4 protein-coding genes and 1 tRNA gene are annotated in these 12,264 nt (G+C 68.9%); 2 read left to right on the top strand and 3 right to left on the bottom strand.

What is annotated here, in order from left to right:
- Position 1: 1 nt before the first annotated feature.
- The 3 genes from VGC56_RS12625 to VGC56_RS12635 form a co-directional block, all read right to left on the bottom strand.
- The gene (locus VGC56_RS12625) at positions 2-1,342 is read right to left on the bottom strand and encodes an efflux RND transporter periplasmic adaptor subunit (protein ID WP_464125331.1); all 1,341 of its coding nucleotides are present in this window, start codon (positions 1,340-1,342) and stop codon (positions 2-4) included.
- Between the two features lie 168 nt (positions 1,343-1,510).
- Positions 1,511-7,195, bottom strand: coding sequence for a hypothetical protein (locus tag VGC56_RS12630; protein WP_464125333.1), 5,685 nt, complete (start codon positions 7,193-7,195; stop codon positions 1,511-1,513).
- A gap of 122 nt (positions 7,196-7,317) precedes the next feature.
- Positions 7,318-7,393, bottom strand: a tRNA-Thr gene (locus VGC56_RS12635).
- A gap of 151 nt (positions 7,394-7,544) precedes the next feature.
- On the opposite strand from VGC56_RS12635, the gene VGC56_RS12640 reads away from it, so the two are divergent.
- Both VGC56_RS12640 and VGC56_RS12645 read left to right on the top strand, forming a co-directional pair.
- Complete coding sequence (locus VGC56_RS12640; RefSeq protein WP_464125335.1) at positions 7,545-8,822, top strand: PAS domain-containing protein; 1,278 nt, start codon at positions 7,545-7,547, stop codon at positions 8,820-8,822.
- A 255-nt stretch (positions 8,823-9,077) separates the two neighbouring features.
- On the top strand, positions 9,078-12,264 hold a 3,187-nt coding region (locus VGC56_RS12645), incomplete at its 3' end, for an NAD-glutamate dehydrogenase domain-containing protein (protein ID WP_464125336.1).

Consider the following 12,264-nt stretch of genomic DNA (forward strand, 5'->3'; position numbering starts at 1 on the left):
GCTAGCCCTGCGAGCCGCCCGCGCCGCCCCTGCCCGCGCCGCCCGCCCCGGCGGCACCGCTTTGCCCTGCTCCGCCGCCGCCTTGGGCGCCGCCCGGACGTCCGCCGGCGCCCTGGCCGCCGGCGCCGCCGCGTCCCCCGGCACCCGCGCCGCGGGTGGGGGGCGAGCCGGCGGGCACCGGCTTGATCGGCTGGTTGGGCTTCACCTTCACCAGGCCCTCGATGATGACCTTGTCGCCCGGCTGGAGCCCGGCCGTCACCACCCATTTGTCGCCGACGGTGCGGTCGGCGGTGACCTTGCGCGGGATGGCGCGGTTGCCGGGGCCGACGATCAGCACCGTCGCATTGCCCTGCGGATCGCGGCTCACCCCCTGCTGCGGGACGAGATAGGCGTTGGGGATGGTCTCCTGGACCAGCTGGGCGCGCACGTACATGCCCGGCAGGAGGAGGTTCTGCGGGTTGGGGAAGGTGGCGCGCAAAGTCACCGATCCCGTCGCCGGATCGACCACCGCCTCGGCGAACTCGAGCGTGCCCGTTTGACCGTATTCGCTGCCGTCCTCGAGGATCAGCTTGACCTGCGCCCGCGACGGCACCGCGCCGCCCGCGGCGATCGACTTGCGCAGCGCGAGAAGCTGCGCGCTCGACTGCTGGATGTCGACATAGATGGGATCGAGCCGCTGGATGGTGGCGAGCGACTCCGTCTGGTTGGCTGTGACGAGGGCGCCGGTGGTGACGGTCGAGCGGCCCACCCGGCCGCTGATCGGCGCCGGCACGCGCGTGAAGCGCAGGTTGATGTTGGCGCTCTCTACTGTGGCGCGATTCTGCTGGACGGCCGCGGCGGCCTGGGCGGCCTGGGCGCGGACGTCGGTATATTCCTGCTGGCTGACCGCCTGCATGCGGGCGAGCGGGGCGTAGCGGCCGGCGCGGATACGGGCGGCCTGCTGGGTGGCGCTGGCGCTGGCGAGGTTGGCCCGCGCCTGGGCCGCCTGCGCCTGATAGACGGAGGGGTCGATCTGATAGAGCGTCTGGCCGGCGCGGACCACCGAGCCCTCAGTGAACAGCCTCGCGCGGATCACGCCCGACACCTGCGGGCGGACTTCCGACACCTGGTAGGGCGCGGTGCGGCCGGCAAGCTCGGCGACGATGGGGACGCTGGTCGGCTGGACGACGACATAGCCGGCTTCGGGGGTGCCCCCCGCACCGCCGCGGCCGCCCTTGCCGGCGCCGCCCTTGCCGGCGCCGCCCGCGGCATCGTCACTGCTCCCGCCGCAAGCGGCGAGCGCGAAGGAGAGGAGGAGCGGCACCATGGCCGCTCGAAGGATTCGTGTGGGTCTCAGATTCATGAGTCCGAAGATCGAAGGAACGTGGCTTTGGTCGGCCCCTAGTGGCGCGCCCGCCCCCTGTCGAGCGATTCGAAACGCCGTGAAAATATGTTCACGCGGCGGAACGTTCCGCCCCCTCAGGCGTGCGGGTGAGAAGGAGGGCGGACAGTGACTTCACTGTCCCCTCCCTCACAGCACGAAGTCGGTGTTCACCAGCACGTGGTTGTTCGCCGTGGTGACGAGCAGGGTGAAGTCGGCCGCGCCGTCGCCGTCGGTGTCGCCCTGGATCGTCCAGACGCCGTTCGCGAGGTCGGCGCGCAGCTCGCCGGCATGGTGGCCGAAGGCGCCGGCGCCGATCCAGGCGAACGCCTGGTCGCCGGCTTGCGTCGAGTCCGCGTCGATCTGCGAGAGATCCACTTTGTCGCCCAAGTCGAAATCCAGGATGTGGTCCGTCTTCGCCGCCGTCGACTGCGCCGCGTCGGTGTAGAGGAACACGTCGTTGCCGCCGCCGCCGCTCAGCGTGTCGGCGCCGAGGTTGCCGTAGAGCGTGTCGTTGCCATGGCCGCCGGTCAGCGTGTCGTCGCCGGTGCCGGAGAGGATGCGGAAGGTGCCGTCGGTCTCGGCCGAACCGTCGAACACCAGGTTCGAGCCCACCGGCGTGCCGAAGATGGTGAGGAGCTTGCCGGCCGCCACCGCCGCGTCGTTGGTGACGATGTTGTAGCTCGTATCGCCGGCGTAGAGGACGATGGTCTGGATGTTGGCGAAGTTGCCGCCGAACGTCCCCAGCGCCGAACCTGCCGAGAAGTCGTAATGGCCGTCGAGCCCGAGCTGGTTCTGGCCGCCGCCGCCGCCGTCGACCTGGTCGGCCTGGGTGAACTTGCCGGGGCCGAAATAGAAGCCGTCGCTCAACGACCCGCCCTTCAGGTCGTCGGTGCCGAGGCCGCCGTACATCACGAAATAGCCATGGGTCTCGGCCGAGCCGTCGAACGTGACGTTCTCGCCCGCCTGGAGGTTGCCGGCATAGATCGCCATCTTCTGGTTCGCGGCGAGATTGCCGTCGGCCCAAGTGATGTCGTAGCCGACCGCGCCGCCGAGGCTGGTCATGATGCTCAAGGTCTCGACATTGACGAGCTGGCCCGCCGTGATCGTCAGCTTGTTGGCCCCGGCATAATCGCCGCGGATGCCGACCGTGTCGGCGCCCGCGCCGCCGTCGACGCTGTCGCCCGCGCCGAACGCCGCCCCGAACGAAAAGGCGTCGGTGCCGCCGCCGCCGGACGCCTTGTCGGCGCCGCCCTGGGAGAGGTCGAAGAAGTCGTTGCCGCTGCCGCCGCCGACATCGTCATTGCCCGCGCCGCCGGTGAAGCTGAAATTGCCGGTGCCGACGTAGGTCAGCTTCTCGACGTTCGCCGGAAGGACGTAGGTGGAGAGGGTGGTGCGGATTTCGTCCATGCCCTCGCCGGCATTCTCGATGACCACATCGCCGCCATTGTCGACATAATAGACGTCGTTGCCGGTGCCGCCGACCAGCGTGTCGGCGCCAGCGCCGCCGTCGAGCACGTCGTTGCCCGCGCCGCCCGCGAGCGTGTCGCTCCCGCCGCCGCCGGTGAGGGTGTCGTTGCCGCTGCCGCCGTGCACGTCCAGCGTCTCGATGCCGGTGAAGGCGACGCTGTAGCCGGCGGCCGCGAACTTTCCGGCATAGCCGGCGCCGGCGCTGCCGGTAATCGGCGCGGCGACGCTGATGTCGGCACCGAGCGCGCTCCAATCGACATGAAGCGTATCGCTGCCGGTGCCGCCGTCGACGATGTCGTTACCGTTATAGACGGTGATGATGTCGTTGCCGCCGCCGGTGGCGATGCGGTCGTCATAGGCGCCGAGGCCGGTATTGACGCTGTCGCCATAGGCCGTGGTCTTCAAGTCAGCGAAATAGTCGAAGCCCCGGAAGCCGGGCACGGTCGACTGGAGGTCGACGCCGACGCCGGAGCCGACCGCGCTGTAATCGATGGCGATGCTGTCGACGCCCGACCCGGCCGTCAGGTTGAAGACGTCGATCGCGCTGAAGGCGACGCTGCGGAGGCTGCCGTCGGTGAGCGTCCCGTCCCAGCCGCCGGTGGCGGCGTCAACGGTCGCGGTGAGGACGATGTTGCGGTTGCTGTCGCCCCAATCGGCCTGCAGGTAATCGCCCGCCGCCGACCCGGCGACCACGTCGTGGCCGCCCGAGGTGACGTTGTAGCTGGTGTTGCCGAAGCCGGTCAGGACATTGTCGAGGCCGTTGCCGAAGAGGGTGAGGCCGCCCGCGGCCGCCTTCACATTCTCGACGTTGGCGAAGAGCCCGGCGGGGTTCGAGATTGTGGTGAACACCGTGTCGGTGCCCGCCCCGGGATTCTCGATGACCACGTCCCCGGCATTGTCGACATAATAAATGTCGTCGCCGAGGTCGCCGCCCATCCGGTCGGCGCCCGCACCGCCGTCGATGACATCGTTCCCGCTGCCGCTGTAGATCGTGTTGTCGGCGGCATTGCCGGTGAGGTGCTGGTCGATGTTGAAGCCGATAATGTCCTCGACATTGTCCGGCAGGGTGTAGGTGGCGAGCGAGACGGAGACCGTGTCCTCGCCTTCGCCCGGCTTCTCGACGATGACGTCGGCGACATCGTCGATGGTATAGACGTCGCTGCCGGCGCCGCCGGTCATCGTGTCGGCGCCGAGGCCGCCGTAGATCCAGTCGTCGTAGACGCTGCCCTTCAGCACGTCGTTGCCGTCGCTGCCGGTGAGGCCGACCCGCATCGAGGCGCCGGAGGCGTCGACGGTGAAGGTCTCGTTGGCGGCCAGCGCGGCGCCGACGTAGAACATATTCTCGTCGCTGGTGACGGCGCCGACGACGACGCTGTAATTGTAGGGCGATGCGCCCGGATTCCCCTCCGCCTGGTTGGCGTGGCCGTAGAAATTGACGCTTTCGACGCCAATGAGGTTCGCGCCGAGCGTGATCGTGCCGTAGGCGCCCTGGATGTGGACCTCGTCGATGCCGGCGCCGCCCTCCACCACGTCGCCGGAATCGTAGGCGCCGCCGAAGACGAAGACGTCGTAGCCGCCGCCGCCGCCGATGGCGTGATCGTGGCCACCGTCGCTGAGGTCGACGCGATCGGCGTTGGGGCCACCGGTGACAAGGTTGTCGAGCCCGTTCCCGCGCAGCGCCGCGCTGCCCGCGCCGATATAGGTGAGGTTCTCGACATTGGCGGGAAGCGTGTAGGCGGGGATGCTGCTGCGCACCTCGTCAATGCCCTCGCCGGGGTTTTCGGTGACGACGTCGCCGACATTGTCGACGTAGTAAATGTCGTCCCCCGTCCCGCCCGCCATCTGGTCCGCGCCCGACGTGCCGACGATCACATCGTTGCCGGGCGTGCCGCCGGCGCTTCCGGTGAGGGAGTAATTGTCGAGATTATAGGCGGTGAAGGCGGAGGCCTGCGTGTTCGCGAACGTGATGTAGGTGACGTAGCTGTCGCCGCCGCCGTTGATGTCGACCTGGAGGAGGGTGTTTGCGCTCGACTGGAGGAGCCGCAGATGGCCGTCCTGGAACGGGTCGGCGCTGCCATTGTAGACGAGCAGCTGGGTGCCGATCCAATGCTCCCAGTCGATGCGGTCGCCATTGTCGCCGGTCTGGAAATCGTTGATCGTCACTTGCCCGGGCGTGCCCACAAGGCTGTTGAGATCGATCACATCCTGGCCGCCGCCGAGGTAGACATTGGCGTTGCTCGTGCCGGTCAGGCTGACGATGTCGTTGCCATTGCCGGCGTCGATCGTGTCGATCGCGTCCGGGCCGGTATAGAGATTGATATGATCGTCGCCTTCGCCGCCTGTGACGTAGACTGTTGACGGACCACCCCCGGCGTCGGCGAGGTCGATGAGGTCGTTGCCGTCGCCGCCGTCGATCTGGGCGGAGCCGCCCTCGTAATAGATGCTGTCATTGCCGGTGCCGCCGTGGACAGTGCCGGCGATGAAAGAGATCACGTCGTCCCCGGCACCGCCGTCGATCGTGTCGCTACCGGGCCCGCCGTCGATTCTGTCGTTGCCGTCGCCGCCGAAGACCGTGTCGTCGCCTTGCAAGGCGGAGATGAGGTCGTTGCCGCCGCCGCCGTCGATCGTATCGCCGGCCTGGCCGCCGTACAGCGTCTCGTCCGCCCCGGTGCCGGTGATCGTGTGCGGCGATGCGGCGCTGCCGTCCGGGTTCCACACCAGATTATATTCGGTGAAGGCGGTGGCGAGCGTATTCTGGAACGTGGTGAGCGTTACGAAATTGTCGCCGCCGCCGTTGATGTCGATCTGGAGGACGGTGTCGGCGCCGCTCTGCACCAGCCGCAGGTAGCCGGAGCTGCCGAAGGGATTGGCGCTCAGCGCGAAGATACTGCGCCAGCTGAGGTAATCGGTGACGTCGAAGCGGTCGCCGCCACTGCCGGTCTGGAAGTCGGTGACCGTGATGGTGGAATAGATGTCGACGGTGGAGCCGAACGGGCCCGTGAAGCTGTTGAAGCCGTAGAGCAGGACGAGGTCCGACCCGGCACCCAGCGTGAGGGTGATCGGGCCGCCGCCGCGTTCCAGGCTGAAGGTGTCGTTGCCGTTGCCGCCGTCCGCGAGCACCGGCTCCGCCGTGAAGCTCGCGAGATCGAGGCTGTCATTGCCCTCGCCCCCGTACATGGAGATGCTGCCCCCGGAGCCCGTGGCGCGCTGCGCAAGGAGGGTGTCGTTGCCGTCGTCGCCGTACAGCAGGTCGGTCCCGGTGCTGCCCCGCGATTCCTGGATGACATCGTCCCCGGCGCCGCCATGCGCGATGTCGTCGCCGGTCGAGCCGAGAATGGAATCGTTGCCATTGCCGCCGTTCAGATTGTCGTTACCGGCGCCGCCGTCGAGGAAATCGTTGCCGTCGCTGCCGTTCAAGGTGTCGTTGCCGAAATTGCCGTAGAGCCGGTCGTCGCCCGATCCGCCGGTGAGGGTGTCGTTGCCCGCGCCGCCTGCGGCGAGACGGCCGCCGTCGGCGATGGTGAGAGTCTCGTCTGCCACGGCGCCGGCCGGGAAATAGCCGTAGAGATTGTCGGCGGTGAAGGCCGAGGCGGTGACGTTCTTGAAGATGAGCTCAGCGATGTAGGTCCCGTTCGCGAAGGCGGAATATTCAAGGATCGTGTCGCTGCCCGACTGGCGCAGCCGCAGGTGGCCGTCGGTGAAGGGGTTGCTCGCGGCGTCGATCGCGAGGCTCGGCAGGCCCAGGGAGGCCAGCGCGCTCGCATAATTGACGAAGTCGCCGCCGGCGCCGGTCGTGAAATCGAGCACGGTCACGCCGGTCGTCGCGGAGCCAGAGAATTTCGACATCTGGTTGAAGACGATGACGTCGCGGCCCGAGCCGAGCGTCAGCGTGGCGCCGGAATCGGGGGAGCGCAGGATGAAATAATCGTCGCCGGCGCCGCCGTCTGCGGCGACGGTCGAGCCGCCGCGCACGTCCAGGGTGAAGATGTCGTTGCCGTTGCCGCCCGCGGCGGCGACCGCGCTGCCGCCGATCAGGCGGGTCACAAGGATCTGGTCGTCGCCGTCGTCGCCGAAGAGGGAGTCGTTGCCGGTCCGCTCATCGGTGAAGAGGATGTCGTTGCCGAGGCCGCCATGGACGATGTCGTCGCCGAGGCCGCCGTAGAGGACATCGTCGTCGCCGCCGCCGTTGAGGACGTCGTTGCCCGCCTCGCCGTAAATGACGTCGTTGCCGTCGTCGCTTCCCTGCACCTGGTCGTTGCCGGGCCCGGCCGTGATGGTGTCGCTGCCGCCGTTGCCTGAAATCACGTCCGCAAATGGCGTGCCGTTCAGCCTCTCGCCCGCCGGCGTCCCGTTGATCGTGGCCACGCGCAATCCTCCCCCTGCACAGGGTATAAGGTTACACGGCAGGATTGATGCCTGTCCACAAGCACTTACTGCCAATCTGGTTTTATTCCGCCGCGCTCGTCAGGCGCCAAGGGGAAAGGCGCTGGTGCCGCTTAGGTGACTCGAACACCTGACCCTCGCATTACGAATGCGATGCTCTACCGGCTGAGCTAAAGCGGCGTACCCGGCGGGAATGGGGCCTCTACCAGCGCCCCCGCACCGTGACAAGCGTCCGGCGCGGACGACAGGTCCGTCGCGGCAAGTCTTAACGGTTTCTCAACCATGGCGGCTGCATGTCTCCCTCAAGAACAAGGCAGACAAGGACCGCCTGATGGACAGCCTGCGGGCATTCGACGACGAGCCAGCCTATGGCTCCTCCACCGTGGAGGACGCCATCGAGGCGCCGCCGGAGATCGGCGTCGACGAGCGGCGCATGCACGTCCGCGCCTACAACCATTGGGTGTCGCTGCTCGACGGCCGCCCCTATCCGTCGATCAAGGATCTCGATCCGGGCCGCATCGACGATTTCGGCCCGCACAGCGTGCTGCTCGATTTCTCGGACGGCGGTGAGGATCCCGGCGTCTCCTGGCTCGGCCGGGCGCTGCGCGAGGAATGCAGCCTGTTGGGCGACATCCGCCGGATCAGCGACGTGCCCAAGCGCTCGCTCCTCTCGCGGCTCACGGACCATTATCTCCAGATCATCGCCAACCGCGCGCCGATCGGCTTCGAGGCCGAGTTCGTCGGGCAGCGGGGCGTCAACACCATGTACCGCGGCATCCTGATGCCCTTCTCGTCGACCGGCGACCAGATCGACTTCATCTACGGCGTCATCAACTGGAAGGAGCTGGCGGACGTCGATACGGCCGCCGACCTTGAGCGCCAGGCCCACGGCGTCCTCGCCGCCGCCGCGCCGCCCGCCGCCAGCCCGGTCTGGGCCGACGGTCCGAGCGCGGAGGCACCCGAGTTCGACGCGCCTGCCGCCGCCGCCGCCGAGGAAGAGAGCTGGGACGAGCCGAGCCTGCCGTTCGACGCCGGCCTCGCCGATCGCCTCTGCGTCGCCCGCGACTGCGCGGAAGCGGCGAAGAAGGCCGACGGCCGCAGCCGCGCCGCCCTCTACCGCGCGCTCGGCCACGCCTATGATTTCGCCCTCGCCGCGGAAGGCGAGCCCGGCGACTATGCCGAGATGCTCGAAGATGCGGGCATCAAGGTCCAGGCCCGCGCGCCGATGACGGCGGTCGCCAAGCTCGTCTTCGGCGCCGACTATGACAAGGCGCGCCTCACCGAATTCGCCGCCGCCCTCGCCTGGGCGCGGCGCGAGGACGTTCCCGCCGGCAGCTTCGCCGATTATGTCGAGGCGGCCGAAGGCGGCTTGAAGGGCCTCGTCGCCTGCGAGCGCAAGGCCCGCCGCCCGGCGCCGAAGCCCGACCTCGGCGATCGCATTCGGGCGGAGCTGCGCGCCCGCCGGCCGCTCGGCCACGTCGCCTATGAAATGGGCGACAATGAGTTCGTCCTGTTCATCGGACGTAGGGATGAGATTGGCGGCGCGGCGCTGGTGGCGCCCGTGACGGACGCCGCGCTGATCGAGAAGGCCCTGAAGAAAGTCGCGTAACTCTGCCTCCCCATCGGAGATGGGGGGGGCCAGCGAAGCTGGTGGAGGGGTATTCACCCGCGCCGAGGTTGCCAGCCGATTTCCTCCCTTGCCCCTGCAAATACCCCTCCACCATGCTGCGCATGGTCCCCCTCCCCCCGCTTCGCGCGGGGAGGCACTTAGCCCCCGCCCGGGGTTGCCCCTCTCGCCCGCCCGGAGCATATGGCGCGCGACTGCGAGCCGGCCCGTGCGCCGCCGCGCCCTCGGGAGTGATTTATGGATTCGGAGAGCATCGTCGCGGACAGGCCCGCTGACGTGCAGATCGTCGACGCCCTCGCCCACGAACTGGTCGCCGGCGCGGTCCCGGGGGAGATACTCGACTTTACCGACCAGGACCGGATCGGCGCCGCCCAGTTCCTCGCCGCCTGCGCCAGCCGCCGCACGCCCGACACCGCCTTCGTGCGGGTGGAATCGCTCGGCGGGGCGCTCGGCCAGCGGCGGATGCGGATCGGCGTCATCAACGACGACATGCCGTTCCTGGTCGACAGCGTCGCCAACGCGCTCGCCGCCCGCGGCCTCACCGTCCACCGCCTGCTCCACCCGGTCGTCTGCGTCCGCCGCGACGACGAGGGCAATCTCGAAGCGGTCGAGCCGCTCTGCGACGAGCGCGACCGGCGCGAATCGATCATGTACCTAGAGGTCGACCGCGACGATGCGCGCGGCCGCCGCGACCTCGCCAACGAGATCAAGCGCGTGCTCGCCGACGTGCGCGCCGTAGTGCAGGACTGGAAGGCGATGCAGGCGCAGATGCGCAGGGACGCCGAGGAAGCCGGCGGCGAGGGCGGCGCTCTCCTCAACTGGTTCGCCGACGGCGCCATGACCCTGCTCGGCTACGAGGTCGAGCGGCCGGACGCGCAGCCCTCGTCCCAGCTCGGCCTGTTCAGCCTGCCTGGCGATCCGACCGACCCGGGCGGCAGCCTCGGCGCGATGCGCTATTTCGAAAATGGCGGCGCCGTGCCCTTGCTCACCAAGGCCGACCGCCGCTCGTCGGTGCACCGCCGGGTGCCGCTCGACCTCGTCGTGGTGCCGGTGCGCGAGAACGGCAAGGTGGTCGCCATCGGCGTCCATGCCGGCCTTTGGACCAGCCACGCGCTGAGCTCGCCGGTCGAGGACGTGCCCGTGCTGCGCGAGCGGCTGTCGCTGATGGAGCGCGAGTTCGGCTTCGACCGCGGCGGCCATAGCGGCAAGGCGCTGCGCCACGCCGTCACCGCCCTACCCCACGACCTTTTGACCGGCCTCGGCATGGACTGCGTGCGCGAGCTGGCGACGCAGGCGATGTCGCTCGCCGACAGGCCGCGGCCGACGCTGATGCTGGTCCGCTCGATCCTGAAGGGCAACATGTTCGCCTTCGTGTGGCTGCCGCGCGACGAGCTGACGACGCGGCGGCGGCTCGCCATCGGCGCGATGATCGCGGAGGCCTCGAAGGGCCGCATCTCCAACTGGTCGGTCGAGCTCGGCGACGGCGATCTCGCCCTCCTGCGCTACACGCTCTACGTCGGCGCCGAGACGCCGACGCCGGACGTTCCCGCGCTCGACCGGCGGCTCGACGCCATGGTGCGGGGCTGGGCCCCGGCGGTCGAAGAGGCGCTGGGCGAGATCGTCGGCCCGCAGCGCGCGACCCGCCTTGCCCTTTCCTATTTCGACGACCTCCCCGAATCCTACCGGCTGCAGACCGAGCCGCGCGACGCCGCGCAGGACATCTGCCGGATGTCGGTGATGCACGGCACCGCCGCCCGCGACGCCCGCCTCTACCCGGCCGGCGAGGGCAATCCGGCCCAGCTGCGGCTCAAGACCTACCGGCTGGCCGAGATCATCCCGCTCTCCGACGCGGTACCGGTGTTCGAGAATTTCGGCTTCCGCGTTTTGGAAGAGCGGCCCTGGGCGCTCGACGAGGGGCGGCTCGGCTACATCCACGAATTCCTGCTCGAGACCCGCTCGGGCGACGCGAGCGTCGTGCTCGAGCGTGCCAAGCTGGTCGAGCGGGCGATCGCCGACGTGCTCGAGGGCAAGGCCGAGAATGACGGCTTCAACCAGTTGCTCGTCGCCACCGGCATCGCCCAGCGCGACGTCGTCCTGTTCCGCGCCTGGTTCCGCTACCTGCGCCAGTGCGGCCTCTCATATTCGATGGCGACCGTCGTCGATGCGCTCCGCCGCGCGCCCGAAGTGACCCGCGGCCTCATCGCCCTGTTCGACGCCCTCCACGATCCGGCCCGCAAGAGCGGCCGCGACGATGCGGCGGCCGAGGCCGAGCGCGTCATCGCCGAGGCGCTCTCCGCCGTCGCCGCGATCGACGAGGACCGCATCCTGCGCCTGTTCCTTGCCGTCATCCGGGCGATGCTGCGCACCAACGCCTTCGCGCCCGCGGGCCAGGAAGCGATCGCCTTCAAGCTCGACAGCCGCAAGGTGCCCAACCTGCCGCAGCCGCTGCCCTGGCGCGAGATCTGGGTCTATTCACCCCGCGTCGAGGGCATCCACCTGCGCGGCGGCCCGATCGCCCGCGGGGGCCTCCGCTGGTCCGACCGGCGCGACGATTTCCGCACCGAAATCCTCGGCCTGATGAAGGCGCAACTGGTCAAGAACGCCGTCATCGTGCCGACCGGCGCCAAGGGCGGCTTCTATCCCAAGCATCTGCCGCCGGTCACCGACCGCGACGCGTGGCTCGCCGAGGGCACCGAAAGCTACCGCATCTTCATCCGCGCGTTGCTGTCGGTCACCGACAACCTCGTCGAGGGCAAGGTCGTCCACCCCGAGGGCGTCACCATCCGCGACGGCGACGATCCCTATTTCGTCGTCGCCGCCGACAAGGGTACGGCGACCTTCCCCGACATCGCCAACGGCATCGCGCTCGACCGCGGCTTCTGGCTCGGCGACGCCTTCGCGTCCGGCGGCTCGCACGGCTACGACCATAAGGCGATGGGCATTACCGCCCGCGGCGCCTGGGTTTCGGTCACCCGCCATTTCGCCGAGATGGGCGTCGACGTTCAGAAAGACCCGGTGATCGTCGCCGGGGTCGGCGACATGTCGGGCGACGTGTTCGGCAATGGCATGCTGCTGTCGAAAGCACTCAAGCTGGTCGCCGCGTTCGACCATCGCCACATCTTCCTCGACCCCGATCCCGATCCCGCGAAGAGCTGGGACGAGCGCGCGCGGATGTTCGCACTGCCGCGTTCGAGCTGGGCGGATTACGACCCGTCGCTGATCTCCAAGGGCGGCGGCGTCCATGCCCGCACCGAGAAGGTGATCAAGCTCACGCCCGAAGTGAAAGCCGCGCTCGGCATCGACGCCGATGAGCTGGAGCCGACCGCGCTGATCTCCGCGATCCTGCGCGCGCCGGTCGACCTTCTGTGGTTCGGCGGCATCGGCACTTATGTGAAGGCCGCGAGCGAGAACCATGTCGAGGTCG

The organism is Allosphingosinicella sp., assembly GCF_036403745.1.
Classification (GTDB): Bacteria; Pseudomonadota; Alphaproteobacteria; order Sphingomonadales; family Sphingomonadaceae; genus Allosphingosinicella.